This is a genomic window from Qipengyuania sp. ASV99 (assembly GCF_047872805.1).
In the GTDB taxonomy this organism is placed as follows: domain Bacteria; phylum Pseudomonadota; class Alphaproteobacteria; order Sphingomonadales; family Sphingomonadaceae; genus Erythrobacter.
This window is the reverse complement of the sequence record NZ_JBLQUK010000010.1, coordinates 94343-120815: the sequence shown is the minus strand read 5'-3', so window position 1 is coordinate 120815 and position 26473 is coordinate 94343. Positions and strand designations below refer to the sequence as shown.

28 protein-coding genes are annotated in these 26473 nt (G+C 61.2%); 9 read left to right on the top strand and 19 right to left on the bottom strand.

Going from position 1 to position 26473, the window contains the following annotated elements:
* Positions 1–306: 306 nt before the first annotated feature.
* From ACM64M_RS11990 to ACM64M_RS11950, 9 genes are all read right to left on the bottom strand, one after another.
* Entirely contained in the window at positions 307–639 is a 333-nt protein-coding gene (locus tag ACM64M_RS11990) for a helix-turn-helix domain-containing protein (RefSeq protein ID WP_416228932.1), read from the bottom strand.
* Between the two features lie 216 nt (positions 640–855).
* The gene (locus tag ACM64M_RS11985) at positions 856–1044 is read right to left on the bottom strand and encodes a DUF5522 domain-containing protein (protein ID WP_416228931.1); all 189 of its coding nucleotides are present in this window, start codon (positions 1042–1044) and stop codon (positions 856–858) included.
* Positions 1045–1056: 12 nt separating this feature from the next.
* Positions 1057–1821 carry an SDR family NAD(P)-dependent oxidoreductase gene (locus ACM64M_RS11980; protein ID WP_416228930.1) on the bottom strand — a complete coding sequence of 255 codons (765 nt, stop codon included), beginning with the start codon at positions 1819–1821 and terminating at the stop codon, positions 1057–1059.
* A 74-nt stretch (positions 1822–1895) separates the two neighbouring features.
* On the bottom strand, positions 1896–2855 hold the full coding sequence (locus ACM64M_RS11975) for an NAD(P)/FAD-dependent oxidoreductase (RefSeq protein ID WP_416228929.1): 960 nt from the start codon (positions 2853–2855) through the stop codon (positions 1896–1898).
* Between the two features lie 32 nt (positions 2856–2887).
* Complete coding sequence (gene egtD, locus ACM64M_RS11970; protein WP_416228928.1) at positions 2888–3874, bottom strand: L-histidine N(alpha)-methyltransferase; 987 nt, start codon at positions 3872–3874, stop codon at positions 2888–2890.
* Position 3875: 1 nt separating this feature from the next.
* Positions 3876–5156 (bottom strand): ergothioneine biosynthesis protein EgtB, encoded by a 1281-nt coding sequence (gene egtB, locus ACM64M_RS11965; protein WP_416228927.1) that lies wholly within the window; start codon positions 5154–5156, stop codon positions 3876–3878.
* 134 nt (positions 5157–5290) lie between these two features.
* Entirely contained in the window at positions 5291–6451 is a 1161-nt protein-coding gene (locus ACM64M_RS11960; RefSeq protein WP_416228926.1) for a diguanylate cyclase, read from the bottom strand.
* A gap of 70 nt (positions 6452–6521) precedes the next feature.
* Positions 6522–7898 (bottom strand): class II 3-deoxy-7-phosphoheptulonate synthase, encoded by a 1377-nt coding sequence (locus tag ACM64M_RS11955; protein WP_416228934.1) that lies wholly within the window; start codon positions 7896–7898, stop codon positions 6522–6524.
* A 156-nt stretch (positions 7899–8054) separates the two neighbouring features.
* Complete coding sequence (locus ACM64M_RS11950) at positions 8055–11054, bottom strand: M16 family metallopeptidase (protein WP_416228925.1); 3000 nt, start codon at positions 11052–11054, stop codon at positions 8055–8057.
* 108 nt (positions 11055–11162) lie between these two features.
* On the opposite strand from ACM64M_RS11950, the gene ACM64M_RS11945 reads away from it, so the two are divergent.
* The 6 genes from ACM64M_RS11945 to ACM64M_RS11920 all read left to right on the top strand — a co-directional run bounded on the left by ACM64M_RS11945 (position 11163) and on the right by ACM64M_RS11920 (position 15069).
* Positions 11163–11744, top strand: coding sequence for a NifU family protein (locus ACM64M_RS11945; protein ID WP_416228924.1), 582 nt, complete (start codon positions 11163–11165; stop codon positions 11742–11744).
* 52 nt (positions 11745–11796) lie between these two features.
* Positions 11797–12441 (top strand): tRNA (adenosine(37)-N6)-threonylcarbamoyltransferase complex dimerization subunit type 1 TsaB, encoded by a 645-nt coding sequence (tsaB, locus tag ACM64M_RS11940; protein WP_416228923.1) that lies wholly within the window; start codon positions 11797–11799, stop codon positions 12439–12441.
* Between the two features lie 38 nt (positions 12442–12479).
* Positions 12480–12920 (top strand): GNAT family N-acetyltransferase, encoded by a 441-nt coding sequence (locus ACM64M_RS11935; RefSeq protein ID WP_416228922.1) that lies wholly within the window; start codon positions 12480–12482, stop codon positions 12918–12920.
* Between the two features lie 143 nt (positions 12921–13063).
* Positions 13064–13507: a MucR family transcriptional regulator gene (locus ACM64M_RS11930; RefSeq protein ID WP_416228921.1), complete on the top strand. Its 444-nt coding sequence runs from the start codon at positions 13064–13066 to the stop codon at positions 13505–13507.
* Positions 13508–13697: 190 nt separating this feature from the next.
* A complete protein-coding gene (locus ACM64M_RS11925; protein WP_416228920.1) occupies positions 13698–14120 on the top strand; it encodes a Fur family transcriptional regulator in 423 nt (140 codons plus the stop codon).
* A 19-nt stretch (positions 14121–14139) separates the two neighbouring features.
* The gene (locus tag ACM64M_RS11920) at positions 14140–15069 is read left to right on the top strand and encodes a lysophospholipid acyltransferase family protein (protein ID WP_416228919.1); all 930 of its coding nucleotides are present in this window, start codon (positions 14140–14142) and stop codon (positions 15067–15069) included.
* 21 nt (positions 15070–15090) lie between these two features.
* Here ACM64M_RS11920 and ACM64M_RS11915 read toward each other — a convergent pair whose 3' ends face one another.
* The 7 genes from ACM64M_RS11915 to ACM64M_RS11885 all read right to left on the bottom strand — a co-directional run bounded on the left by ACM64M_RS11915 (position 15091) and on the right by ACM64M_RS11885 (position 21539).
* Positions 15091–15975, bottom strand: coding sequence for a LysR substrate-binding domain-containing protein (locus ACM64M_RS11915; protein WP_416228918.1), 885 nt, complete (start codon positions 15973–15975; stop codon positions 15091–15093).
* Between the two features lie 95 nt (positions 15976–16070).
* Positions 16071–17030 (bottom strand): hemolysin family protein, encoded by a 960-nt coding sequence (locus tag ACM64M_RS11910; protein ID WP_416228917.1) that lies wholly within the window; start codon positions 17028–17030, stop codon positions 16071–16073.
* Positions 17031–17042: 12 nt separating this feature from the next.
* Positions 17043–17537: an rRNA maturation RNase YbeY gene (gene ybeY, locus ACM64M_RS11905; RefSeq protein WP_416228916.1), complete on the bottom strand. Its 495-nt coding sequence runs from the start codon at positions 17535–17537 to the stop codon at positions 17043–17045.
* Complete coding sequence (locus tag ACM64M_RS11900) at positions 17538–18569, bottom strand: PhoH family protein (protein ID WP_416228915.1); 1032 nt, start codon at positions 18567–18569, stop codon at positions 17538–17540.
* 92 nt (positions 18570–18661) lie between these two features.
* A complete protein-coding gene (miaB, locus tag ACM64M_RS11895; RefSeq protein WP_416228914.1) occupies positions 18662–20083 on the bottom strand; it encodes a tRNA (N6-isopentenyl adenosine(37)-C2)-methylthiotransferase MiaB in 1422 nt (473 codons plus the stop codon).
* Positions 20084–20118: 35 nt separating this feature from the next.
* A complete protein-coding gene (locus ACM64M_RS11890; protein ID WP_416228913.1) occupies positions 20119–21045 on the bottom strand; it encodes a hypothetical protein in 927 nt (308 codons plus the stop codon).
* Positions 21046–21077: 32 nt separating this feature from the next.
* The gene (locus ACM64M_RS11885) at positions 21078–21539 is read right to left on the bottom strand and encodes a peptidylprolyl isomerase (RefSeq protein WP_416228912.1); all 462 of its coding nucleotides are present in this window, start codon (positions 21537–21539) and stop codon (positions 21078–21080) included.
* A 95-nt stretch (positions 21540–21634) separates the two neighbouring features.
* Between ACM64M_RS11885 and mgtE the strand changes: the two genes are divergently transcribed.
* The 3 genes from mgtE to ACM64M_RS11870 are packed head-to-tail and all read left to right on the top strand — an operon-like array spanning position 21635 to position 24309.
* Positions 21635–23083, top strand: a complete 1449-nt coding sequence (gene mgtE, locus ACM64M_RS11880) for a magnesium transporter (RefSeq protein WP_416228911.1) — start codon at positions 21635–21637, stop codon at positions 23081–23083.
* A 33-nt stretch (positions 23084–23116) separates the two neighbouring features.
* Entirely contained in the window at positions 23117–23872 is a 756-nt protein-coding gene (locus tag ACM64M_RS11875; RefSeq protein ID WP_416228910.1) for a glucose 1-dehydrogenase, read from the top strand.
* A gap of 44 nt (positions 23873–23916) precedes the next feature.
* Complete coding sequence (locus ACM64M_RS11870) at positions 23917–24309, top strand: DUF1489 family protein (RefSeq protein WP_416228909.1); 393 nt, start codon at positions 23917–23919, stop codon at positions 24307–24309.
* A gap of 9 nt (positions 24310–24318) precedes the next feature.
* On the opposite strand, the gene ACM64M_RS11865 is transcribed toward ACM64M_RS11870, so the two are convergent.
* The 3 genes from ACM64M_RS11865 to ACM64M_RS11855 all read right to left on the bottom strand — a co-directional run bounded on the left by ACM64M_RS11865 (position 24319) and on the right by ACM64M_RS11855 (position 26473).
* The gene (locus ACM64M_RS11865) at positions 24319–24990 is read right to left on the bottom strand and encodes a cytochrome b/b6 domain-containing protein (RefSeq protein ID WP_416228908.1); all 672 of its coding nucleotides are present in this window, start codon (positions 24988–24990) and stop codon (positions 24319–24321) included.
* Positions 24991–25023: 33 nt separating this feature from the next.
* Positions 25024–25521, bottom strand: a complete 498-nt coding sequence (locus tag ACM64M_RS11860; protein WP_416228907.1) for a c-type cytochrome — start codon at positions 25519–25521, stop codon at positions 25024–25026.
* Positions 25522–25597: 76 nt separating this feature from the next.
* A complete protein-coding gene (locus ACM64M_RS11855; RefSeq protein ID WP_416228906.1) occupies positions 25598–26473 on the bottom strand; it encodes a DUF1295 domain-containing protein in 876 nt (291 codons plus the stop codon).

Below are 26473 nucleotides of genomic sequence, written 5' to 3'. Positions count from 1 at the left end.
ACTACGCCATGCTGGACGATACCGCCATGGCAGCATAACTTAAACCAAATGGCCTCCGGCAATCCCGGGGCGGTTCAAACACGTTCAGGTAGCGATCCGATCGCGGGCTTCAACACTCGATGATAAACTGAATCCTACTCGTCGCGATCAGTGCCCTCTTGCAGACTCCGTCTGCGTCGGGTTCTGCGAGGATGCACGCGATCCAGTGGTCTCTCAGCTTGCCAATAAGCAATCCATCCAAGACACCTCGATCAAGCGTGACATGCAGAGGGTGGCCGCTGCCCATCAGATGAATGAGACATTCACTCATGCCCGCCCCTCCCTCATGGCTGCCCGCCATTTGCTAGGAGGGAGACCAGTATGGCGAAGAAAGGCGGACTTCATCGCCATTCGGCTTACAAAACCAGATGCTATCGAAATTTCTCCAACCTTGAGATCGGTCGAGAGCAGCAAGTCTTTTGCTTTTTGCAAATTGTGACCGGCCTTGCCAGCAAGGCCTTCTTGCACACGCCATTGCTTTGGGGTCAAACCGAACTTCTTCTTAAAGGCCTGCGAAAATCCGGTAGGTGTTGCGTAGCCCAAGTCCTTTGCAATCTCAGCGATGGTTCGGGCCTTTCTAAGCTCCGCCTTTGCATTCAATACCTTATCAATCGAATGGTCAGGTCGCGGACGCCTCAAGAACCAGTTCGCGGTTTCATCACGAGAGGCCAGCCACTTTTGTCTCTCGAACCGGCATGCGCCGGTTCGTCCTCCCTGCTATCCCTCCGTTTCGCTTCGCTCCACTGCGGGGCTGGTCTGGGCGCGCAGTCGCGCTTGCGGCCCTCCGGACCGAGCAGCACGAACCGCCCGTTTCAATCACAGGCGCTTCACGTTTTCGTGATCGAAAGGGCAGTGTCGACAAGCCGATCCGCAGCACTTCCCCCGGTCGAGATGCGCGAGCCGGGTGAACACCAGATATTGCGTGGCGGGATCGATGTAAGAACGCTCTCCGCGCGCGCAGGCGGCTTCGTGCAGGGTTTCGTAGGCAGGCCTTTGGTCAGTCACCCAGCGCGCATATCAGACCGTTCCGGCAATGCACAGATTTTGCCCGGTCACCCACTCTCCGGAATTGCCCACCAGATAGAGCACGCAGGCGGCAATATCCCTTGGCGTGCCCAGCCTGCCGGCGGGCAGGTTCAGCTGTTCGAGCAGCGGGCCGAAATCCTCATCCTTCATATTCAGCGCCTGTTTCACCGTGTCGGTCGGGACAAATCCCGGCAGGATCGCATTGACCCGAATTTTCTGCGCGCCCAGTTCCAGCGCGAGTGTTTTGGTCAGCATGTTCACCCCAGCCTTCGCCGCGCAATAATGGCCGCTGCCGGGGAACGGATCGCGCCCGGCCATGCTTGAAGTGTTCACGATGCTGCCGCCATTCTTCATGTGCCGCGCCGCCGCGCGCGCGCCGTAAAATACGCTCGACAGATTGACCGCCAAGGTCTTGTCCCACTCAGCCGGGTCGAGCTCGGTCAAGGGAGCGGAGACCAGCGAACCGCCTGCATTGTTGACCCAGATGTCGAGCCGCCCGAATTCATCAACGGCGCGCTGCGCCAGCGCGTCCATATCCTCTGCCTTTGAAACATCGGTCGCCTGCGCCACCGCCCGCCCGGCGGAATTGCTGGCGTTGATTGCATCGGCAACGCGGGTGATCTGATCGTCAGACCGCGCGGCACACACCACATTCGCACCCGCTTCGGCGAGAAGGTGGGCGATCCCCTCGCCAATCCCGCGCCCTGCACCGGTGATGACGGCGGTCTGCCCCGATAGATCGAAAAGGTCGTGCATCTGCTCTCTCCCAAATGTCTTTGCGAGAGAGATTGGCGGCAGAGCGCGGCGGCGTCCACTAACGCTTATGGGGACTAGCCGGAGGTGGAAAGCACCATCTCAGCGAGTGCATTGCCCGAAATCCACGCCCCTTCGACACGCGGGAAATGGAGGTAATCGCCAGCCAGACCGAGAGCGGTTTCTTGCTCATAGCGCGCAGGCTCGCCCGAAATTGCGCGCGGCATGGCGTAAAGCCAGCGGTGCGCGGCAAGGTGAACGGGCGCGACGGGAACGGCGCCGGTCTGGCGGAAGAAATCATCGAGCAGCAACGGCCCGACCACTTCGGCAGGCAGATCGATGATTTCCCGGCTGCGCTGCGGCGATGCGTGCAGCACCCAGCATTCGGTTCCGCTGCGCCCCGGCTTGGCCGAATTGCGCGCCGCCCACGCAACGGGCGACTGCGGATCGCGGAGGGCATCCGCCTCTATATCCAGCTTCTGCGCGAATCCGGCCATAACGGCCCAGCACGGCTCGGACGTGGCACCCGCGACCTCTCGCGCCCACACCGGGGCCAAACCATCGAGCAGATCGAACGCCTGCTCGGCAGGAACCGCAATAAGCAGCGCCGTGGCGGAAAACCGCTCATCGCCTGCATCAACGTGCCATCTGCAATCCGTGTAGGAAATTTTGTGAGCGCGCGTGTTCCAGCGCACGTCAAGTCCCTCTGCCATCGCCCGGATTGGGCCGTTCATGCCGGGGGCGCCGACCCATGCGTCTTCACCTGCAGCCAGCCAGCGGGCGGCCGCGCCTTGCGCTTCCCACTCCTCCACCACCGCCCTGAAGCGCGGATCGCGCGCGGTGAAGTATTGCGCACCGTGATCGAAGGATACCGTTTCGCCCGCGATTTCGGCGCGGCGCGCGGCCATGCGACCACCGGGCCCGCGTCCCTTGTCGATGACGCAAACCTCATCGCCTTCGCGCGAAATCCGGGTTGCGCATGCCAGCCCAGCCATGCCCGCGCCAATGATGAGAGTGTCGATTTGCTGCCTGTCCATGCTGCGCCCAACGCACCAGCCGCCGGGATGTTTCAGGGTGCGGAGCGATTGGGCCGGGCTTCGGCCAGAATGAGCGAAAACCGTCCCGCGCTGTCCAGCCACCGGGCCTGCGGTTCCCACCCGCCCGCGAACAACAGCATGTTGGAGGTGCGGCGGTTGAATTTGTGACTGTTTTCGGTGTGGATCGTCTCACCCGCGATCATTTCGAACTGGCGGCCATCGACGATAAAGGTCATGTCAGCGCCCGCGACCAGATGCATCTCTACGCGCGCGCAATCATCGTTCCAGCGCGCCTGATGCTGAAATTTGCCAAGCGGAATATCCCCGTCCAGCTCACGGTTGACCCGGCGAAGCAGGTTGTAATTGAACTCCGCCGTGACCCCGGCAGCATCGTCATAGGCGGCGATCAGAACGTCCCTGTCCTTGATCAAATCCATGCCGATCAGCAGTTGCGCGCCCACGCCCATGGTCTCGCGCATTGTGCGCAGCAAATCGACCGCCGTGCGCGCGACCATGTTGCCGATGGTGGAGCCAGGAAAAAACCCGAGTTTCGGCATCTGCGCAATTTCAGCGGGCAGTTCGACCCGGCGCATGAAATCAGCCTCCACCGGATAGACTGGCAGGCCCGGGAATTTCTGCGCCAGATCGGTCGCAGCCGCGCGCAGAAAATCCCCTGCAATATCGAGCGGCACATAGGCCGATGGCGCAATCGCAGACAATAGCAGCGGGGTCTTTACCGAGGAACCGGACCCAAATTCGATCACCGCCCGCCCCGGTCCGATCAGCTCAGCAAAGCTGGCGCTGTTGTCGCGCAGGATTTCGGTCTCTGAACGGGTCGGGTAATATTCAGGCAGCTGGGTAATATCTTCGAACAATTGCGAACCGGCATCGTCATACAGCCAGCGTGCGGGGATCGCCTTTTGCGGCTGAGACAGCCCATTCACCACATCGGAGCGAAAGGCGGTGTCAACCCCGCTGGCGTCCTTGTCGACCAGCTTCAGGCCTCTTTTGGGGGGCATTTCAAATGTCCTTTGCAAGCCGCAAGCCGGTGAATTGCCAGCGCTGATGCGGATAGAAAAAATTGCGATAGGAGGCGCGCGAATGGCCGCGCACCGTGGCGCAGCTCGCGCCTTTCAGCACGAACTGCCCGCTCATGAACTTGCCATTGTATTCACCCACCGCACCCGGTGCCGCCCGGAACCGAGGATAGGGCAAATAGGCCGACCGGGTGAATTGCCACACATCGCCAAACAGGCCGCTGCACCCGCCAATGGGCAAAGGCGCAGCAGCGGCACTATCAAGTTGATTGCCAAGTGCCGGATCATGAGCCGGCGCAGCGCCCGCCGTTCCGCGCGCGGTCGCTTCCCATTCGAACTCAGTTGGCAATCGTGCCCCGACCCATGTGGCAAACGCATCCGCTTCATAATATGATATATGCATTACCGGGGCGTCCGGGTGACGTTCCTGCCAGCCGCCATGCGTAAAGTGGTCGTCGCCGCGCCAATAGAGCGGAGCGGTCACTTTGTTCTCGCGCACCCAGCTCAGCCCGTCCGACAGCCACAATGACGCAGTGGCATAGCCACCATCGGCGATGAAGTCCGACCATTCCCGATTGGTTATCAGCCGGTCTGCAAGGGCAAAGGGTTCCAATAAGACCCGGTGGCGAGGGGCTTCGTTGTCGAACGCAAAGCCGACTTGCTCGCCGCCTGCCGCATGTCCGATCATCGCAATGCCGCCCGGATGCGAATACCAGCCCAGTTCGGCAATCGGCGCAGTCACGGATGGCACATTCGGCCACATCGACGGTCCCAGCGGGCTCTGAAACAGCGCATGCTTGATATCGGTGAGCAGCAATTCGATATGTTGCTGTTCATGCGCAACACCCAGCGCGATCAGGTCCGCCAGCGCCGGATCGTCCAGCAACGCGGCCATCGCCGTATCGACGTTGGCGCGCCATTCGATCACCTCATCCAGCGCCGGACGCGACAGCATTCCGCGCGCAAACCGCCCGATCCGCGCGCCTTCGGCTTCGTAATAGGAATTGAACAGGAACGGCCAGTCGGCATTGTGCAATCGGTAATCCGCCGCATGTTCGCGCAGCAGGAATGTCTCCCAGAACCAGGTCGTATGCGCCAAATGCCATTTGGCCGGGCTGGCATCCTCCATCGACTGGATCGTCGCATCCGCATCCGACAGGTTCGCAGCCAGCGCCTCCATCAACGCGCGGGTGCGCCGATATTGGTCTTTCAGAGTTTCGCGCGGCGGTGCGGTAACATCATGGTGCCGTTCGCTTTGGGGCAAAGGGCGGCTCCCGTATTGGTCAAATCATTCGAGCCAGTCATGCCGCAAGCGGATGACAATTGGAAGGCAGGCGAGCAAATTGGCTCCCACGACCGGCCGTTTTTTGTCAATTCTGGCGCGATCAATCGGGCTGTTTACGCCGCCATGCGCACCCGGTTCCGCCCGGAATGTTTGGCTTCGGATAGCGCCCCGTCGGCGCGCCCCAAAAGGGAGAGCGCGCTGTCTTCGCCTTGTATGCTGGCATAGCCGAGACTGATGGTCACCGCCGGAAGATCACCCGCCGCGCTGCTGCTGGCGATGGCTTGCCGCAATCTTTCGCTCAGGATGCGGGCCATGCGTTCTGAAGTTCCGGGGACCACCCAGACGAACTCTTCTCCGCCCACGCGCCCGACCAGATCGCCGTGGCTGGCCTGCGCTTCGGCCAGCGCGGCCACGCGCTGCAAAACCTTGTCCCCCACCAGATGCCCGTGAGTATCATTGATGCGCTTGAAATGATCGATGTCAAACATCACCAAGGTCAGCGATGATCGCATGGCGCGGGCGTTCAGTACCATTCGGTCAAGCTCGCGCAGCACGCTGCGGCGATTGGCCAAACCCGTCAAAGCATCGGTCGCCGCCAATTGCTTCGCATGACGCGCTTCGTCGATCGCTTCGGCGCGGGCGATGACCAGATGCCGTTCGCGCTGCACCCACTCGGTTTCGTCGCGGACCACGGCCACCACCCGCTGCACCGTTCCATCGCTGCCAAACAGGTTGCAGGCCTGAACCGAAATGGCGCGCGGAATGCCGTCCAGCCCCGGCCTGTCGAACCGCAGCGTAAAAGGCTCAGTCTCAGATTTGTGTTCCATCACGCGGCCGATCAGATCGATGTCATTGGCAAACAACAGCGTTTCGGCATCGCCATCGACGAAGGATTCAGCAGGATCAATTCCGAAAACACGTTTCAGCCCATCGGACCATTGCTGATCGCAGGTTCCGGGATTGTATTGCCAGACCCCGATCCCGGCGATGTTTTCAGCCACGCGCAGGGTACGCAGCAATTCGCGCATTTTGAGTGATCGGGTGCGGGCCAGCCGCGCGACGCTGCGGGTCTCGCGGCGGGCCTTCGTGACATTGCTAACCGCGGCAAGCGCAATCAGACCAAGCACGGTGCAGGCGATCAGCAAGGTTTCGGAGCCCGTCGCTGCGCCCAGCGCCCACCCCGCCGCGTCCGCTGGCGCCGCAACTGCAGCTTGGGCTGCCGGGTGATCGGCGCTTTGGGTCCCCGTCAGGGCGGCCCAGATATGAACTTGCATCGGCATCTCCGGCGCGGGGATAGCTGCAAGTCTGTATCTGGTGGCAGGACAAAGTCCTCCGGATGATTACTTAAGCCGCGTCGGCTGCGCGCTGCTCATTGATCTCGCTGTTGAGCATTTCGGCGAGCAGAAACGCGAGTTCAAGCGATTGTTCGGCGTTCAGTCGCGGATCGCAATGCGTGTGATAGCGGTCGCCCAAACGCTCCTCGGTGATTGCCACCGCCCCGCCGACACATTCGGTCACATCCTGCCCGGTCATCTCGATATGGATGCCGCCGGGATGCGTGCCCTCGGCGCGGTGAACCGCAAAGAATCCTTTCACCTCGGAGAGAATGCGGTCGAAGGGCCGGGTCTTGAACCCGGTATCAGACTTAACGACATTGCCGTGCATCGGATCGCAGCTCCACACCACCGGATGCCCCTCGCGTTTGACCGCGCGCACCAGTTTGGGCAGGCCGTCCTCGACCTTGTCGTGGCCATAGCGGCTGATCAGGGTAATCCGCCCCGGTTCACGCGCAGGGTTGAGAATGTCGAGCAGTTCGAGCAGCGCATCGGGCGCGAGGCTGGGGCCGCACTTCATGCCAATCGGATTGCCGATGCCGCGCGCAAATTCCACGTGTGCGCTGCCGGGGAAGCGGGTGCGGTCACCAATCCACAGCATATGCGCGCTGGTCGCATACCAATCACCGGTAAGCGAATCCTGCCGCGTCAGCGCCTGCTCATAAGGCAACAGCAGGCCTTCGTGGCTGGTGTAGAAACTGGTGCCCTGCAATTGCGGCACGGTTGCCGGGTCGATCCCGCAAGCTTCCATGAAATCGAGCGATTCGCCGATCCGGTCGGCGGTCTGCGCGAATTTCTCGGTCCAAGGGGTGCGGCCCATGAAATCGAGCGTCCATTGATGGACCTGCCGCAGATTGGCATATCCTCCGCCGGCAAAGGCGCGCAGCAGGTTGAGTGTCGATGCGGCCTGCGAATAGGCCCGCACCATACGCGCCGGATCGTTACGGCGCTGCACCGGGTCGAAATCAATGCCGTTAATGTTGTCGCCAAGATAGCTGGGCAGTGTCACATCACCGATGGTTTCGGTGGGGGAGGAGCGCGGCTTGGCAAACTGGCCTGCCATGCGCCCGACCTTTACCACCGGACGCTTGCTGGCGAAGGTCATCACCACCGCCATCTGCAGCAACACGCGAAATGTGTCGCGGATGTTGTTGGCGTGAAATTCGGCAAAACTTTCGGCGCAATCCCCGCCCTGAAGCAGAAACGCGCGGCCATTGGCAACCTCGGCGAGGTCTGATTTGAGCGCGCGCGCCTCGCCTGCAAAAACCAGCGGCGGGTATGAGGCAAGCGTCGTCTCCGCCTCAGCCAGTTCAGCGGCATCTTCGTAATGCGGCAGATGGCGTGCTTCGTGCTCTTTCCAGCTAGCGGGTTTCCAGTTCTGGGCCACAGTCAATTCGTCTCTTTTCCATTCTCGTGCGGCGCGCGGGTAAGCGTCCGCGTTCTATCTGTAAAGCCGCGCGTGCGATTGCGACAATTATATTTCGCGTGCGCTCTTATCGTCAAAGCCGATCAGAGCCGCCAACCGCGGCGCGCAATTGCGTGCCTATCGCCCAACTGTCTGCGGGGCAGCCCGAACCACTGGGACTGTATCTGCGGGCGGCCCCTGCGGCGCTTCGGCAAGCTCCTGTCCCTCCGGGATAACGGCCAGCTTCATCGGGTTGCGCTGAACGAAATAGCGATCCGCGAGGAACTGCATGATCTGCGGATTGGTCTGCGAATAGTCTGCGAGCAGCGACCGCAGCAGATCGACACGCTGCGGATCAAAGCTCGCCCCTTCGAGATTGTAGAGCCAGAACTGGTTGCCGGTTGAGGCCCGCCTGACACGCTGGCTCAAAGGCTCGGTCACGCGGGTGATTTCGTCCGCAGTGGGCGGATTGGCGGCAAGATCGTGCGAAATCCGGTCGGCCTCGGCGAAGAAGATCGGCACCAATTGCGGCTCCATTTGCGCCAGCGCAGTGATCCGCCCGCCGCTGGCAATATCGGCAGGCCAGTTGGACCAGACCTGCGGCGAATAACTCGCGCCCAAACGTTCGCGCAGAGCTTCAAGCAGGCGATTGTTGAAAATCTGGGTCAGGATTTCGAGCTGGCGCGATTCGCGAATGCTCGCCATTCCGCCGCCGCTGGGCCAGGCGATAACCGCTGCGGCCTGATTGGCGTCGCCGCGATGGGTCAGCACCGTTGGCGCCTCGCTGGCAGCGGGAAAGCCGGGCAGGCGCGCGGCAACCGCGGGCGCAATCGGCAAACGTTCGGGGAGCGCGCCGAATGTTTCGCGCAATTTCTCGACCACTGCATCGCGGTCAAACTCGCCAAACACCAGCACTTCGACCGGGCCTTGCGCAAGCAGCGGTTCCCAAACTTCGCGGAAACCCTCTGGCGTCACTTCCTCGAGCATTTCAGGCGTCGGCGTGGCAAAGCGCGGGTCGCGGCCGGTGGCGAGGAATTCCAGATCACGGTTGAGCACCGCGCCGGGGCTCGTCGAATAAGTGTTATAGGCCAGCTCTGCCGCCGCGCGCGCGCGGATCACCGGGTCGGCATCCCAGCGCGGCATCCCCAATTTTGCAGCGAACAGATACAATTGGTCGGCAACGTCGCTCGACCGGGTCTGCGCGGTAAGCGTGAAGACCGCATCATCAATGGCAAATTCGAAACCGAGTTTGCGGCCCGTGGCCAGCCGGTCGATTTCATTCTGACCCAATTCGCCCAGACCCGACCCGACCAGCGCCATCTGGCCAATCGGGGCATAGACCGCCGTGCTCTCGTCAAACGCGCGGTAGCCTGCGCCGAACCGCACACGCACCGTCACCCGCCCTGGCTCCGCATCGTTCGACCACAGCAGCGCGCGCACGCCATTGTCGAACGCGACCTGTTCAACCTGCAAGATCCCCAGCGGGCCCTGCTGTGTGATAGCGCCGGGTTCGCCAACGGGCGGCAGTTCATCGAAGGAAATACTTGCCGCTGCGAGCCGCGCGGTGTCGTCGACCAAGGCTTCGCTGGCGAGTGCCAGTCGCAATTCAGCCTCGTCCGCTTCGCCAATCGAGGGCGTGACATAGACAGAACGCACCACTTCGCCTTCGAACAAGGCGCGGGTGCGGGCGTGAACCTCTTCAGGGGTCCTGCGATTGGTCATCCCGCGCCACACATCCAGCACCACCTGCGGGCTGGCCACGGTTTCCCGAATATCAACCGCATTGACCAGATTGTCGGCCAGATCGCGTCCGGCCTGCACCGGGGCTTGTTCCACCGAATTGGCGAAAGCGACGTCAAATTCCGCTGCTTCGCGGTCGATTTCCTCCTGCGTTGGCGGGTTCGCGATCGCATCTGCAATCACCCCGCGTACATCGGCCAGCGCTGCCTGCCAATCATCGGTCAGCGGGGCAAAAGTCACGAAAGTCGCATCGGCGGACCGCGAAATGTCGTCCTGCTGAACCTGCGCATAGAGATAAGACCCGCCGCCGCGCGCGCGCGTTTCCAGCCGGCGGTTGATGATCGACTGCGCCAGCGAATCGAGCAGCAGCCCTTCGTTATAGACAATGGTGTCTTGCACCTTGCGCCACGGCCGCATCACCGCATAGGTCAGGTTGCGCGGCAGATCGGGTTCCACCGCAACGCCCAGGTCTCCGATCGGCAGGCCTGTCCCCGCCGCCACGAGCGAGCCAGCGGGAACCACCGGATCGCCGAAATCGGGCGCAACCCCGGGCTCGCCCTGCCCTTCCCAATCGCCGAACCATTGTTCGACCAGCCCGGCCAGCACCATGGGGTCGGCATCGCCAGCGACCACGATGACGGTGTTTTCAGGGCGATACCAGCGCCGGTAAAACGCGCTGACATTGTCGCCATTGGCAGCTTCGAGTGTCTCGACAGTGCCAATCGGATTGCGGGTCGCCAGTCGTTGACCAGCGAAGAACGTCCGCCTTGTCAGATCGCTGACTCGCTCCGACGCGCCGCCGCGCTCACGCTTTTCCGCGAGCACAATCGGGCGTTCGGCAGCGACATTTTCGTCGCTCAGCACTGGTTCACGGATCATGCCCGAAAGCAGGCGAAAGCTTTCTGCAAGCTTGGCATCGTCAATATCAGGAATATCGAGTTTGTAGGCGGTGTGCGTCGGGCTGGTTTCGGCATTGGCATCGCTGCCAAAGGTCGCGCCCAGCCGTTGCCAGGCGGCGATCGCTTCGGCCTGGCCGAGATATTTGCTTTCACGAAACAGCAGATGTTCGAGCAAATGGGCAAAGCCCTGTTCGCTGTCCTGTTCATACATCGAACCGGCGTCGATCCGCACCCGGATGGACATCTGGCGGGGCGGCACCCCGTTGCGGCGCACCGCATAGCGCAGGCCGTTGTCCATCTCTCCGAACAGCCATTCCCGATCAACGGGAACATTGCTGCCCTCATAGAGCCATGGCGTTTCTCCAGCGGATTGGAGCGCCTCCGGTTGGGGAACACTGGGCGCAGCAGTGGTGGCCTCTTGTGCAACAGCAGGCAAGACGAGCGCAGCAGGCGCGGCGACGACGAAAAAGGCAGCAGACGCCCGGATAAACACATTCATGCAGGCACTATAGGGATGCAGGCCATGAAGGACCAGTGAATGTGTCCAAACTCTTGCTTGCCCAAGGCAACGCTTGTCCGCAGCATCGCGGCACCCTATCTAGCGCGCATGTTCATCGAAACCGAAACCACGCCCAATCCGGCGAGCCTCAAATTCCTTCCCGGCCGCACAGTCATGCCGTCGGGCACGCGCGAGTTCGCCTCGCCCGAAGCTGCTGCGTCCAGTCCGCTGGCTCAGGCGATTTACGACACAGGTGAGGTCGTGAACGTGTTTTATGGCTGGGACTTTGTGACCGTCACTGCGGCACCCGGCGCCGATTGGGGCGTGCTGAAACCGCAAGTTGTTTCGATCCTGCTCGATCATTTCATTTCTGACGCGCCGCTGTTCACAGGCGGCAGCGCGGACGGAATTGCGGTACCTGCAGAAGATATCGCGATGGCCGTCGAAGACCGCGAAGAAGACGCAGCAATCATCGCCTCAATCAACGAACTGCTTGAAACACGGGTGCGACCGGCGGTTGCGGGAGATGGCGGCGATATCGCCTATCGCGGATTCAGCGACGGCGTGGTCTATCTTACCTTGCAAGGCGCATGTTCGGGCTGCCCATCGAGCACCGCGACGTTGAAGCAGGGGATTGAGAGCTTGCTCAAGCATTACGTCCCCGAAGTTGTCGAAGTGCGCGCCGCCTGATTGTTGCGGTCTGACTTGCAGACCGCATGAAGCTGGGGCATCGCGCTTGGATATGCGCATCCTGGCCATAGAGACTGCGAGCGAAGCCTGCTCTGTCGCGCTGTTTGACGGCCCGCAGTTGCTGGCGCGTGAGCATCATGTGCTTGGCCGCGGCCATGCCGAATCGCTGGTTCCAATGATTGAATCGCTGCCCGACAGGGGCCGGGCGGATCGCATAGTTGTTTCGCTGGGTCCGGGCAGTTTCACTGGCGTCCGGATCGGGATCGCGGCCGCGCGGGCGCTGGGATATGCATGGAGTGCAGAGGTCTTTGGTTATCCGACGCTGGCGCTGGTCGCGGCGCAAGCCTGGCAGCCCGCGCTGCGTCCGGTAACCGTGTGCATGAATGGCGGGCACGGCGAATGGTTCGTGCAGGATTTTATCGGCGGTCTTGCCCATAGCGATGCGGTCTCATTGACCCCAGATGCGGCGCTAGCGGCCGGAGCGCAGACGGTGATTGCGGGCAATCGGGCGCGCGAATTTGCCGAGCTGTTCGGGGATGACCGGCTGGCACTCGACCTGTTGCCCGACGCAGGCGCAGTGCCCTTGCTGCCCGAGGCGCTGTTTTCAACCGACCTTGTGCCCACCTATGTCCGCAGCCCTGATGCAGTCCCGCAAGTCCCGCCAGCATCTTCCAGTGCGATGGCGGAGCGCAGGTGACCCCCTGCCCCTATCTTGTCGCGCGAATCATGCAGGTCATGGAAGCTTCCTTTGACCCGATGTACGGCGAAGCTTGGAACCGGCGTCAGATCAGCGAAGCGCTGTGCATGCCCAGCACGCACGCAATCGTGGTCGACGCGGCGGGCGACGAAATCAGCAGCGAACCGATGCTGCCCGATCCGCGCCTTCCGGCGGGCTTCGTATTGACACGCCATGCGGCTGACGAGGAGGAGTTGCTGCTGATTGCGGTGAAGCCGGAATGGCGCGGGCTGGGTCTGGGGCACATGCTGTTCAGCCACTTGTTCGACCATGCAAAGGCACGCGGGACGACGCGGATCTATCTGGAAATGCGGCGCGGCAACCCGGCGATCCACTTGTATCAAAAGGTCGGGTTTGAACCCATTGGGCAGCGGCCAAACTATTACCGTTTCACCAACGGCAGCCGGGTCGACGCCATTACTTTTGGTCGATCAATCTAATTTTCGAACAGCGCTTGCTGCGTGTCTCAATTCTGCGCAATTTAGTGAGAATAGGCAATTCGCCTGCTTGCAAAGCGTGTTCTTGTGCGCCATGCGCAAGAAATCGGGAATACCCGGAAATACACAAGAGGAACACTTCGCATATGCAAGACCTTGAAATTGAGTTGAAAGAAACTCTCATCACGCTCACCAGCGATATCGTCGCGGCCCATGTCAGCAACAATGATGTGTCGGTCGATGCTGTCCCTGGACTGATTACCAAAGTATATGGTGCGCTTGCGGCGCTTGGGGAAGTGGTCCCTGCCGAAGAACAGCGCCCCGAACCCGCCGTTTCCATTCGCGCATCGATCAAGCCGGATTATATTGTCTGCCTTGAAGACGGCAAGAAGCTGAAGATGCTCAAGCGCTATCTTCGGACTAATTTCAACATGACCCCCGAAGAATACCGCGCGCGCTGGAACTTGCCGTCTGATTATCCGATGGTCGCGCCCAATTACGCGGAAAAGCGCCGCGATCTGGCCAAGAAAATCGGCCTTGGCCGCAAGCCCGGCGCAGTACGCGGGCGCGGACGTGCAAAGGCTAAGTAAACCACGACCGATCACCCGCATCCGATTGCATGCGCGTGATCAATTGAGCTGAAACTGCGAGCGCCCCTGACTCCCGACAGAGTTGGGGGCGTTTGCGCTGCCAAACTTGAGCAATTCGCCGTCTCCCGGTATGGGATGTATTCAGCACGGCAGTCGGCACCGCCCGGCAGCACAGACAGGAAGCGCTCGCTTGACCCAGAAAATCGATCTCGAACAGCTTTGCGCTGAAAAGGGCCTCAGGATCACCGAGCAACGCCGCGTGATCGCCCGAGTCCTTTCGGAAAGCGAAGATCATCCTGATGTGGAATTGCTCCATCAAAGGGCATCGGAAATCGACGCGAAGATTTCCATTGCCACCGTCTATCGCACGGTGCGCCTGTTCGAGGAGGCGGGCATTCTCGACCGCCATGATTTTGGCGATGGCCGCTCACGCTATGAACCCGTGCCAGAGGCGCATCACGATCATCTGATCGACGTTGAAACCGGCAATGTGGTCGAATTTGTCGACCCCGAGGTGGAAGCATTGCAGCGACAAATCGCCGAGCGGCTGGGTTATCGTCTCGTCGATCACCGGATGGAGCTTTACGGCGTCCGTCTGTCGCGTGACCATTGATGATCGTTGGCGCGTGACAATGGGTCAATCTGACGCGGCTTTGATTACCGGCATGGACGCTGCAAGCGAAAGCCGCGCGTGGCAATTGCGTATTGCCGCGGCGCGCGGCGAAACCACCGCGATTTCGCTGCGAGGATGGTTCCGCATCGCGCTCAGGGCGCTCGCGCTCGCGCTGCTGATGATAATTTTTGTTCCGCTGCATTATTTCTACCGCATCTTTGCCTATGGCTCTCCGTTTCCCATGCTGTTCCTGCGCTACGCTGCGCGGGTGTCGGGCGCGCGGGTTGAGGTGATCGGCACCCATCTGAAGCGCGATGTCTTCTATGTTGCCAACCACGTTTCATGGATCGACATCCTGTCGCTCGCGGGCGCTTGCGGCACGGCATTTGTGGCCAAGGCGGAATTGGCGCAGGCCCCCTTGGTGGGCTGGCTCGCCTCGCTCAACCGCACCGTTTTTGTCAAACGCGAACACCGAATGGGGGTTGCGGAGCAAATCAATGCGCTCAAAGAAGCGCTCGCAGACAATTGGTCGGTCACTGTCTTTCCCGAAGGCACAACCACTGACGGGCAATCGCTGCTGTCGTTCAAGACCAGCATGCTTTCGGTGCTTGAGCCCCCGCCCCCCGGCGTTTTGGTGCAGCCCGTGCTTCTCGATTACGGCGCAGTGGCAGAGTGGATCGGCTGGATCGGCGAGGAAGGCGGGCTCAACAACGCGAAACGTGTGCTCGCGCGCAAAGGCTCCTTCAAACTTCGCGTGCATTTTCTGGAGCCTTTCAGCCCCGAAGATTTCCGTGGGCGCAAAGCCATCAGCTTGGAGGCGCGCCGCCGCATCGAGGAGGCGCTGTGCCTCGCGTTAGGTAAGCCGCTGCGCAAGTTTGCGCATGATGTTGCCCCGGTGCGTTATGCCGCCGATCAGGCCGCAATCGTCCCCGATGATGCGAGCCTTTAAGGTCCTGCCCCTAGGTCGCACCTAGAGCCCTGCCCGCACCAGCCAATCATGGAACAGGCGCACGGGACGAAATTCCAGCGCGGTCGGTTTGCACACGAACCAATAGCTATAGGGGCTCTGCACCTCGACACCCGGCAGATTGGTCAGGCGCGCATCCGCCGCGCGCCGCAAATGATCGTCGTGCATGATGGCAATGCCAAGCCCCTGCGCGGCGGCTTCAAGCATCAATTGGCCCGAATCATAATGGTCGATTGCCGCCGGCTCCATGTCTTCAAGGTCATTGGCCTTTTTCCATGCGACAAAGCTTTCCGGGAGTTCATTGTGAACCAGGAACGTTTGCCGGGAGAGGCTTTCCCCGGTCACCCGATCGCCGACAATTCGGGCCACCTCCTTCGAACAGATCGCATGGACCAGATTGTGATCCAATCGCACCGCGTGGAGCCCACTCGCCGGGCCGCGCGAGAGAATGATCGCCGCGTCCAGAGTGTCGCCAACCCGGTCCTCCAGATGCGGCGCTGTGTCGATATCGATATGCAGCAAGGGATGCCGCTGGCGCAGCTCGCCCAGCCGCGGGAACAAACGCTGGCTGCCAAACATGGGCAGCACCCCCAACCGCAACCGTAACAGCGAAATATTCTCGGATTGGCTTTCCACCGCGCGGGTGAGCGATTCAAGATGCGGGTTGACGGCTTCATAGAAAGCCTGCCCCTCATCGGTTAACTGCATCGATTGCCGCGCGCGGGTGAACAGTTTCTTGCCGACGAATTCCTCAAGATTGGTGATCCGCCGCGACAATGCCGAAGGGCTCAATCCAATTTCCTCCGCCGCAGCGCGGGCAGAGCCGAGACGCACGGTGCGCATGAACGCTTCGAGCGCGCGGAGGGGGGGAAGGCGGCGTGCGGGCATTTCTGTGGCTCCTGTGTTTCAGGAACTACGCTTGAAGCCATGGATTAGATGCAAAAAACCGAAGAAAAATGTGAAAAACTCGACTTAATGTGCAATTATTGCAATTCATTCGCAGTAATTGCACCCTTGGCGCCGCCGCTATCGGGCGCATGGAGCCGCAACCGCTTCACATGCGTTTCGTCTCCGCCCGTTACTTCAATCCGCCAGCCGCTGGGATGTTCCAAGACAGTGCCCACTGGCGGCACCGCCTCGGCCAGGACGAAAGCAAGTCCGCCAAGCGTATCAACCGCTTCTTCCACTTCGCCAAGACGCGGATCGACCATTTCGGCAACATCTTCAAGTTCTGCCCGCGCGTCGCAATCCCACATTCCGTCACCCACCGGCACGATCAGGGCTTCGGGCGTTTCGTCGTGTTCATCCTCGATCTCTCCGACGATCTCTTCAACCAGATCCTCGATCGTGATGAGCCCGTCGGTCCCCGAAAATTCATCGAGCACAATTGCCAGGTGCACCCGCCGTGCGCGCATATCCGCCAGCACATCCAGGGCCCCGCGCGTTTGCGGCACATACAAGGGTTGACGCATCAACACCGTCCAGTCACGCGGCGGCGGCTTCGCCCCGGCGAGATAGGCAAACACGTCCTTGATATGGATCATGCCGATCACATCGTCGAGCTTGCTGCGATACACCGGCATGCGCGAATGGCCATGTTCGCTGAATGCAGCGACGAGTTCATCCCAGCTTACGCTGGCATCGACCGCAATGATTTCTCCGCGCGGTACTGCGACATCATCGGCGTCGTGTTCGGAAAAATGCAGCAGGTTGCGCAGCATCTGGCGTTCGACGGGCGACAGGTCGCCGTTGCCTTTGCCAGCCTCGCGGTCGGCATGGCCATCATTCTCATCCTCGTGTTCGTCGATCGCTTCTTCGAGCTGTGCGCGAAGCGAGCGATCGCCGTCACTGGCGGTCAGAACTTTCCTGAGAGCCGTGCCCAGATTGGACCACAGCCTGCTGCTACTCTCCGCGTCTCCCGCGGCGGTGTTTGGATCGGGCATGGCCCTGCGTGATTACTCCTTTATTTCACGGTCGTCATATGGGTCCGGGATGCCCATTTTGGCAAGGGCCGTGATCTCGAGCCCTTCCATTTCTTCGGCCTCTGCGTCCGAATGGACATGATCGTGGCCCGCCAGATGGAGCAGACCGTGGACAATCAGATGGGCTGCGTGGTGCTCCAGCGAAATGGACTTGGCCTCAGCCTCCCGCGCGCAGGTTTCGAGCGCGAGCGCGATATCGCCAAGCATCACCGGCGGACCTTCCACAGCCAGCCCCATCAATTCCGCGCGCTCCAGCATCGGAAAGCTCAGCACATTGGTCGGCTTGTCGCGGTCTCTCCATTCGCGGTTAAGCGCGTGAACCTCGGCGTCGGATGTGAACAGCAGGCTGACCGACAGGCGCGGGTTGGCGAGAACCGGTTCGGACTCAACCGCAGCCGTGGCACAAGCGGCGGCCAAGGCCTCCCACGCGCCGGACGGCCAATCCTCGATTTCCAACTCTATATCCAATTACGCGTCCGGCCCCTCATACGCCTCGACGATCCGCCCCACGATCGGGTGGCGGACCACGTCGGCGGCGGTGAAGCGGATCGTGCCGAAACCTTCGATCCCTTCAAGCTTGCTCACCGCATCGGCCAGCCCGCTCATCCGCTCTCCGCCGGGAATGTCGATCTGGCGCGGGTCGCCGCACACCACCATCCGGCTGTTCTGGCCAAAGCGGGTGAGGAACATTTTCATCTGTTCCTTGGTCGTGTTCTGCGCTTCATCCAGAATCACGAAAGCATCGGCGAGCGTGCGTCCGCGCATAAAGGCAATCGGCGCGATCTCGATCTCGCCGCTGGCGATCCGCCGCTCGACCTGTTCGGGCGGCATGCAATCGTTGAGCGCATCATACAGCGGCCGCAGATAGGGATCGACCTTGTCCTTCATATCGCCCGGCAGAAAGCCCAGCTTTTCCCCCGCCTCAACCGCCGGACGCGACAGGATCAGACGCTGCACGCTGCCCGAAATCAGCTGACTTACTGCCTGTGCGACCGCGATATAGGTCTTACCCGTGCCCGCCGGTCCGAGCGCAAAAATAATATCGTCGCGCACCAGACTGCGCATATAGGTAATCTGCGTGGCAGAGCGCGGCACGATGGTCTTGCGCCGTGTACGGATCATGATCGGCGGTTCTTCGCGCTCGCCGCTGATGATCCCTTCGAGCGTGGGTTCGTTCGACATTGCGATCAGCGATTCGATCGCGCCCGCGTCCAGATCCTGCCCCATCGCCAGCCGATCATACATTGTGGTGAGCGTGTCGCGGGCGCGGGCTACGGCGTCCTCTGGCCCTTCGATCATGATCCGGTCGCCGCGCGCATGGATGAACACGCCGAGGCGGTTTTCAACCTGCACCAGATTGGCATCGAACTGACCGAACAGCGCGCCGAGCAGCGACTGATTCTCAAACGAGATCTCCGTCTGCGCGCGGCGAGCCTCGCGGAAAGGGGTCGGATCGGGTGAAATGGCCGGGTCGGCGGCGCGGGTTGGTCTGCGGCCCATAAATTGGTGAACGCTCTCCTTTGTTCCGAGTCGCAAAGGTAAGCGACCGCCCGGTCAAAGCAAGCGGGCCGCTATACCACGGCGGTGGATAGTCATCGCACTGTCACGGCTTCACCCGCTCCGATCAACTCGCCGCGCACCGAATTGCCGCCCGCTTCGACCATGCGGGCGCGGACCATATCGCCGATTGCCACCCCGCCTCCATCAAGACCGCCGCCTGCTTCGTCGACGAACCACACGCTTTGCAGCCATGGCGATTTGCCCAGCCATTGGCCCGCGAACTTGCCCCGGCGTTCGACCAGCACGTCGCAGACCTTGCCCACGCTCGCCGCGTTGAAGGCAATCTGATCGCGGTTGATCCGCGCTTGCAGGCGTTGGAGCCGTTCATCCATCACTTCGGGCGCGATTTGCCTATCCATCGCGGCGGCGGGGGTGCCAGGTCGCGGAGAATATTTAAAACTGTAGGCCTGCGCATAGCCGACCTCATCGACCAGGCTCAGCGTCGCTTCAAACTCCGCCTCGGTCTCCCCCGGAAATCCGACGATGAAATCACCCGACAGCGCGATGTCAGGCCGCGCCGCGCGCATCTGTTCGAGCAGCCGCAAATAGCCCGCAGTGGTATGCTGACGGTTCATCGCTTTCAGCACCCGGTCGCTGCCGCTCTGCACCGGCAGGTGCAGATAGGGCATCAGTTTTTCGACCTCGGCATGACACCGAACCAGCCCTTCGGTGAAATCATTGGGATGGCTGGTTGTGTATCGAATACGTAGCAATTCCGGTAGTTTAGCCAGCCCTCTTATCAATCCATCAAGGCCGATTGTGTGACCTTTCGCATCCGCCCCTGCCCATGCGTTGACGTTTTGCCCCAACAAAGTGATTTCGCGCGCGCCGCGCTCCACCAGCCGCCGTGCCTCATGCACCAGATCGGCGAAGGGACGCGAGATTTCCGCGCCTCTGGTATAGGGCACCACGCAATAGGTGCAGAATTTGTCGCAACCCTCCTGCACCGTCAGGAAGGCTGTAGGAAAGCGGTTTCTGCGCGCGCCGGCCCCACCCTCGCCCTCTCCAGACGGCAACCTGCGTTCCGGCAGGCTGTCGAACTTCGCAATCGCGGGCATATCGGTATCGGTCGCGCGTTCGCCCTTGGCCGCGCGGTCGAGCATTTCGGGCAGCCGGTGATAGGCCTGCGGGCCGACCACCATGCTGACCGCCGGGGCGCGCTTCATGATCTCCTCACCCTCGGCCTGCGCGACGCAGCCTGCTACCGCGATCATCGGCGCCTTGGCCTGCGTCTTGCCTTTGGTCAGGCGGCCAATGTCGGAATAGATTTTCTCTGCTGCCTTTTCCCGGATGTGACAGGTGTTGAGCACCACCAGATCGGCATCCTCGCCATCAGCCGCAGGCGTCAGGCCGCGCGCATCGAGCAATTCGCCCATACGCTCGCCATCATAGACGTTCATCTGGCAGCCAAAGCTTTTGACGCGGTAAGTCTTGGGAGGGTCTTGCGGTTTCATGAGAAGCGGGCGTTTAGCGCCGATGCGGCGCGGGTTCAATCGCTCTGCTTGTCCCCGTCCCGCCGCGCCTGATGCACGCAGGGTTCGGCGGGGCGGGATTCGCGCCCCGGGTGCACCTTGTCCGCCGGGCCGCATTCGACCATCGGTTTTTGCAAGCCATTGGCCTGCACCAGCGCAAGCGCATCGTCGCTGTCATAGGCGGCGATCCACGCGAGACAATCGGCCAGCGGGCGCACCTTATGCTTGGTAAAACTGCCGTTTTGCGGGCCGCAATTGACGGTGAAAACCTCCGCCGCCGGGTCCACATCAAACCGCGCAAAGCGGCGCAGCACCTCGCCGCGCTCGTTAAAGACATGACGCTGCACATCATTGGTCATCGCATCGCCGCCGTAAAAGGGCGAGGTGTTGAACATATAGGCGCGCACCGCTGGGTATTTGATCGAAACCTCGGTTGCCAGCGCGCCGCCCAGCGAATGGCCGGTCACCACCCATTGCGGATCGCTGCCCCAGCGTTCGCGCTCAGCCTCGAAATATTTGAGCGCCAGCGCGATCTGATCGCTGCGGAGCGTGCCATAGAATATGTCGGTGAAGCCGTCGAAATCGGTGCCGCGAAACGCCATGATCCGCGCTATGGGCTGGCGGCCGGGTTCATTGGCTGTGCCAGGGGCGTATTGGGCGAAGATTTCGTAGCCAAAACCTTTGGAGGCGTCGGCCTCTTCAATCGGCAGACGCTCCAGCTGGTCGAGCAGCGGACCGTCATCGCCATACAAATCATCGTCCCCAGTGTAGGCATTGGTCGCCGCCACCGCATAGGGCCAGGCCTCCACTGCGGCCTCTCGCACAAATGCGCACCACCCGCCCGGCTGGTTGCGGCAGGGTGAGCGCGATTGCGATATGTCGGGATAGGTGACGCAGCCGCTGAGAAGCAGCAGGCCAAGCGCCAATGCGGCCAGGCGCAGCATCACCCCATCCTTTCCGGCTCAAATTGCGTGGATTAGGCCACGCTCGCCTTGACGATCTTGCCGGGAGCGCGCGGCGGTTCGCCTTTGGGCAAGGCGTGGACGTGTTCCATCCCGCTTTCGACCTGTCCCCACACGGTGTATTGTTTGTCGAGGAAGCGCGCGTCGTCGATGCAGATAAAGAACTGCGAATTGGCGCTGTCGGGCATTTGCGAACGCGCCATCGAACACACGCCTTCGACATGCGGCTCGTCGTTAAACTCGGCCTTCAGATCGGGCTTGTCGCTGCCGCCCATCCCGGTGCCGGTCGGGTCGCCGCCTTGCGCCATAAAGCCGGGGATCACGCGGTGGAACACCACGCCATCGTAAAATCCTTCGCTGGCAAGCTCGGCAATCCGCGCAACATGGCCAGGGGCAAGATCGGGGCGCAGTTTGATAATGACGTCGCGCGCCTCGCCGTCGCCAGTGTCGAGGGTGAAGGTGAGTTTGTCGGCCATGGGGTGTTCTCCTGATTTGTTTGGCAGACGCTATAATGGCTTGAACTCGCCTGTCACCCGCTTGCTTTTCGTATCCCCGACTCTAAACCCGCCCCATGGTCGATCCCACCACCCTGTCCGACGAACCACTGACCGTGGATACGGTCGAGGAAGACGTGCGCCCCGATGACCGGGTCGATGATGCACGCCACGATCTGGAAAACCGGCTGAAACGCGAATATGTCACCAGCGTCAAAGAGGCGCTGGAAGAGGGCGACAAGGGCGCGGTTTACGATCTGGTCGAACCGCTTCACCCCGCTGACATCGCCGACCTTATCGAATTGATCGACAATGACGACCGCGCCGATTTCGCCGCCGCGATCAGCGATCTGATGAGCGTCGAAGTGGTTGCCGAGCTGAACGACCACGTCCGCGAAGTGATGATGGAGGCGATGGCACCCGAAGCCGTCGCCGCGATCACTGAACTGCTCGACACCGATGATGCGGTGCAATTGCTCGAAGACCTCGACGAAGACGATCAGCGCGCGATCATTGCCGAACTGGGGCCGGAAACGCAGGCGGCGGTCAATTCGGCGCTATCTTATCCGGAGGAAACCGCCGGGCGGCTGATGAACCGTCACGTGATGGCGGTGCCCGAACATATGACGGTCGGCGATCTGATCGATTATCTGCGCGACGAAGGCGATCTGGAGCACGATTTTCACGAGGTTTTTGTAATCGATGCCGCGCATCATCCGGTCGGCACCTGCGCGCTCAACTGGATCCTCACCTCGCCGCGCAATATCAAGCTGACCGATGTGATGAAGCGCGACCAGACCCTGATCCCGGTGACGATGGATCAGGAAGAGGCCGCGCTGATGTTTCAGAAATACGCGCTGATCTCGGCTGCGGTCGTGGATGAAAGCGGGCGGCTGGTCGGGCAGATGACGGTGGATGATATCGTCCACATCATCTCCGAAGAAGCGGGCGAGGATGCGCTGCTGCTGTCGGGTGCGGGCGACGGCGACATCAACGAACCGATCCGCGAAGCCTACACCGCGCGGGTGCGCTGGCTGGTCGCCAATCTCGGCACGGCAGTGGTGGCCTCTGCAATCATCGCGTTTTTCGGCGCGGCGATAGAAGAACTGGTGGCGCTGGCGGTGCTGATGCCGATTGTTGCCAGCATCGGCGGCAATGCCGGCACGCAGACGATGGCGGTGGCGGTGCGCGCGATTGCCACCAATCAGCTGACCCGCGCCAACACCTGGCGAATCGTCTGGCGCGAATTGCGCGTCGCGGTGCTCAACGGGGCGACGATTGCGGTGTTGATCGGGATTGCCGCGGGCCTGCTGTTCTCCCCGCAAATGGGCGCGGTGATCGCGGCGGCGATGGTCATCAACATCGTATTTGCCGGGCTGGCGGGCGTGTTGGTGCCGGTGATATTCGAACGTCTGGATCAGGACCCGGCGGTCGCATCCAGCGTGTTTGTGACGATGATCACCGATTCGATGGGCTTCTTCGCCTTCTTAGGTTTGGCAGTGGCGGCGGGCCTCGCGCCGCTGTAGCCCCCTACCCTCACGCGATTGAGGGAGAGTGCAATGGGCCGTGTTTCTGGAAAAGTGGTGCTGCTGACCGGCGGAGCGATGGGTTTGGGCAAGGCCTCGGCCAAGGCGCTGATCGCCGAAGGGGCGCGCGTCATCATCACCGACATCGATCATGCCGCAGGCGCGGCAACGGCGGCGGAACTGAGCTGCGAATTTCTGCCGCAGGACGTAACCGACTGGGGCCGCTGGCAGGAAATCGTTGCCGAGGTTGAGCAGACGCACGGTCGGCTCGACGTGCTGGTTAACAATGCGGCGGTCACGGTGTTCGGATCATTCATGGACATCAGCCCAGAGGATTTCCGCCGTTGTTACACCATCGATGTCGATTCGATCTTCATGGGCTGCAAGGCGGCGATCCCCTTGATGGCCAAGGGCGGCGGCGGTTCGGTCATCAATTTCTCCAGCGCCGCAGGGAACAAGGCCAATGCCGACCTTGCCGCCTATAATTCTGCCAAGGCAGCGATCCCAATGCTGACCAAGAGTATTGCATTATGGTGCGCGCGCGAAGGCAACAATGTGCGCGTCAACAGCGTTCAGCCGGGCACGATCCTGACCCCGAACGTCGAAAGCGTGATCGCAGGCACACCCGATCCCGATGCCACCCGCGCAGCCTTTTCGGTGGCGCAGCCCATCGGCCGCATGGGCGAACCCGAGGATATTGCGCATCTGGTGGTCTATCTCGCCAGCGACGAAAGCAAATTTGCCACCGGCGCACCGTTCATCGTGGATGGCGGGCTGAGTATGGCTTGATCGCAAAGCCTTGACCGGACCGGCATCAGCGCCACATTGGCACCATGCCGCTCCACATGACCAAGATCGCGTTTGGCGCGAAGTGCTATGATGATCTCGCCGGATGGTATGAGAACCGGGGCGAGATCGCGCTGACCACGCGCAACCGTCCAACTCGCCATGCCGAAATGGTCGGCGGGTCGCTTTACTGGATTTTGAGCCATTCGCTGGTCGCCCGATCTGAAATCCTGAGCTTTACCGAAACGCCCGAGGGGCGCTGGCATATCAACCTCAAACCCGAACTCGTGCGTGTCCACCAACAGCCCAAACGCGCGCATCAGGGCTGGCGCTATCTCACCGAGGACAAGGCCCCGCGCGATCTGGCCGATGGCGAAGATGTCGGAGATGCGCTGCCGGGGAAACTGGCGGGCAAGTTGGAGCGGCTAGGGCTGATATAAGCCAGCCCTTCAAGTCAGCGGCGGTGCGCCGAACCAGATCCACAGCGCAATTCCAACCGCCAATACTGCCGCGATCAGGAAATTGCGGGCCGAGGCGGAGGAATTGCCCGTCACCCCTTGGGCTTTTTCGCCTTGGCCGACCACCATCGGGCCGACGAGGTTCTGCATTCTGAGCCCGGCATAGAGCGCAATCGCGGTGATGTGCAGGCCGATCATGGCGAACACGGCATAGACAAACCATTCATGCGTTTCGGTAATCATGTCCGCTGTGCTGACGCTGACCAGCGAATTGAGCGGCCCGGTCGCGCCGTCATAGGGGTCGCCTGCAAACAGCCCCATACTGACCTGCGCGCCGATAACCGACAACAAGCCAAGCACCGAGAGCGCACCCAGCGGGCTATGGCCGATTTCGCGCTTTTCGTCATAGTCCCCGCGCAGATAGGACAGCACCTTGCCCGGTCCTTTGACAAAGCGCGAAAAGCGCGCGGTTTCGGTGCCGATAAAGCCCCAGATCACCCGGAAAATCAGCAAGGCAAGCAGCACATGGCCCAGCCGTGTGTGCCAGGCCCATGCGTCATTTTCGGCGGTGATCCACATCGCCGGAGCCAAAATGGCGAATGACCAATGCGTGACTCGCACGGGCAAATCCCAGATCTTAACCGAGTGAGTCCTGATCGCCATCATGAAGCCCCTATGTCGCGGCCCTACCGCGGATCAATCGTCGTCGAGGCGGAAGGTGTCGTGGCAATTCTTGCATGCCCCGCCGAGCTCAGCGACCTGCGCGCCGACTGCGGCTGCATCGCCAGAGGCGGCCAGCGTCATCATCGCGGCGCTTTCTTCGAGCAGTTTTTGCTGCGCGGCGGTGAATTCTTCGGGCTTTTCCCAGATCGTCGGGAGCGCTTCGGTATCCCAGCCCGCATCGCGCCCGGTGCCTTCGGGGAAATGACCCGAAATCCGTTCCGCCCGCTGATTGATGTCGATCGCCGCGGCTTCGATCGCGGCAAGGTCGGGGCTCTCCCCTTCAAGCTGAGCACGGATCGCTTTGAAATTGTCGCTGATCGCTTCGAAATTGTCGTGGCGTTCGGCCAGCACCGGCGGGGCATCGCCTGCCGGAGCAGTGGTTTCACCGCCACATCCCGCCAGAACGGCGAGCAGGGGGATCAGCACTGGGGCAATGAAAACCAGACGCTTTGACGGGGCAGCGAACATCATATTCTCCTTTGAACTCAATGCATCACTTTGCACGGCCATGGTCATAGATCAACAAAACTGATTGCCCGGCTCCGCATCAGCCCTTTGGCGGGCGCGGGATCAGCGCGGGTGTGTTCTGGCGATAGTGTTGATAGGCGGGATCATCGCCCCAACGCTGTTTGGCCTGTGCGTCCTGCAAATTAATCCCGCTCACTTTGGTCAGCAGCAGCGCGACGAAAATCGGGGAAATCACGACCAGCCATGACCAGCCCGACAGCACCGGGATCGCCATAATCAGGATGCCTGTCCACAGCGTGATTTCACCAAAGTAATTGGGATGCCGCGACCAGCGCCACAGGCCGGTGTCGATAAACTTGCCCTTGTTTTCAGGGTCCGATTTGAACTTGCTTTTCTGCGCATCGGCGACCGCTTCGAATGCAATGCCGATGATCCACAAAGCTGAACCGATCCAGAAAAACGCGCCGATGGGCTGCGGATTGGTGGTGGTGATCGCGGCCAGCGCCGCCGAGGCGGTCAGCACCACCCACAGACCTTGCAGCGTCCACGCCACCAAAAACCGCGCCGGGTTGACCTTGATCTTTTCAAAACGGCTGTCGGTGCCGCCCATCGCGTGAATGCGGATGAACAGGAAACTCCCCAGCCGGATGCACCAGAGCGCCACCATCGCCGCGATCACCCAGGCGCGCGTATCAAGCGAACCGAGCGCATTGATCGCCGCCCAGCAGGCAAAACCGGTTACGGTCAGATATGTGATCGCCCCGGTCGTGTCATAGAATGTGTCAGATTTGGCCACTGCCGAGGGTAGGAACACGAGCCAGTTCAGCACCATCGCAATCACTGTGCAGAGGAAAAAGGCGGAATAGCCCGCCACATCGACGCTTTGCGATCCAGCGAGGAAACCAAATCCGAACGCGAAAATGGTAACGAACAGGAATACAGCGATACTTTTCAT

Bases quoted from the DNA above. Each gene is read 5' to 3' on its own strand.
- ACM64M_RS11945 (WP_416228924.1), top strand. From the start codon at position 11,163: ATGTTCATCGAAACCGAAACCACGCCCAATCCGGCGAGCCTCAAATTC.
- ACM64M_RS11865 (WP_416228908.1), bottom strand. From the start codon at position 24,990: ATGGCGATCAGGACTCACTCGGTTAAGATCTGGGATTTGCCCGTGCGA.
- ACM64M_RS11935 (WP_416228922.1), top strand. From the start codon at position 12,480: ATGGAAGCTTCCTTTGACCCGATGTACGGCGAAGCTTGGAACCGGCGT.
- ACM64M_RS11870 (WP_416228909.1), top strand. From the start codon at position 23,917: ATGCCGCTCCACATGACCAAGATCGCGTTTGGCGCGAAGTGCTATGAT.
- ACM64M_RS11860 (WP_416228907.1), bottom strand. From the start codon at position 25,521: ATGATGTTCGCTGCCCCGTCAAAGCGTCTGGTTTTCATTGCCCCAGTG.
- ACM64M_RS11915 (WP_416228918.1), bottom strand. From the start codon at position 15,975: ATGCCCGCACGCCGCCTTCCCCCCCTCCGCGCGCTCGAAGCGTTCATG.
- ACM64M_RS11930 (WP_416228921.1), top strand. From the start codon at position 13,064: ATGCAAGACCTTGAAATTGAGTTGAAAGAAACTCTCATCACGCTCACC.
- ACM64M_RS11855 (WP_416228906.1), bottom strand. From the start codon at position 26,473: ATGAAAAGTATCGCTGTATTCCTGTTCGTTACCATTTTCGCGTTCGGA.
- egtD (WP_416228928.1), bottom strand. From the start codon at position 3,874: ATGCCCCCCAAAAGAGGCCTGAAGCTGGTCGACAAGGACGCCAGCGGG.
- ACM64M_RS11950 (WP_416228925.1), bottom strand. From the start codon at position 11,054: ATGAATGTGTTTATCCGGGCGTCTGCTGCCTTTTTCGTCGTCGCCGCG.
- ACM64M_RS11890 (WP_416228913.1), bottom strand. From the start codon at position 21,045: ATGCTGCGCCTGGCCGCATTGGCGCTTGGCCTGCTGCTTCTCAGCGGC.
- ACM64M_RS11980 (WP_416228930.1), bottom strand. From the start codon at position 1,821: ATGCACGACCTTTTCGATCTATCGGGGCAGACCGCCGTCATCACCGGT.
- ACM64M_RS11975 (WP_416228929.1), bottom strand. From the start codon at position 2,855: ATGGACAGGCAGCAAATCGACACTCTCATCATTGGCGCGGGCATGGCT.
- tsaB (WP_416228923.1), top strand. From the start codon at position 11,797: ATGCGCATCCTGGCCATAGAGACTGCGAGCGAAGCCTGCTCTGTCGCG.
- ACM64M_RS11920 (WP_416228919.1), top strand. From the start codon at position 14,140: ATGGGTCAATCTGACGCGGCTTTGATTACCGGCATGGACGCTGCAAGC.
- ACM64M_RS11910 (WP_416228917.1), bottom strand. From the start codon at position 17,030: ATGCCCGATCCAAACACCGCCGCGGGAGACGCGGAGAGTAGCAGCAGG.
- ACM64M_RS11960 (WP_416228926.1), bottom strand. From the start codon at position 6,451: ATGCAAGTTCATATCTGGGCCGCCCTGACGGGGACCCAAAGCGCCGAT.
- miaB (WP_416228914.1), bottom strand. From the start codon at position 20,083: ATGAAACCGCAAGACCCTCCCAAGACTTACCGCGTCAAAAGCTTTGGC.
- ACM64M_RS11885 (WP_416228912.1), bottom strand. From the start codon at position 21,539: ATGGCCGACAAACTCACCTTCACCCTCGACACTGGCGACGGCGAGGCG.
- mgtE (WP_416228911.1), top strand. From the start codon at position 21,635: ATGGTCGATCCCACCACCCTGTCCGACGAACCACTGACCGTGGATACG.
- ACM64M_RS11875 (WP_416228910.1), top strand. From the start codon at position 23,117: ATGGGCCGTGTTTCTGGAAAAGTGGTGCTGCTGACCGGCGGAGCGATG.
- ACM64M_RS11900 (WP_416228915.1), bottom strand. From the start codon at position 18,569: ATGGGCCGCAGACCAACCCGCGCCGCCGACCCGGCCATTTCACCCGAT.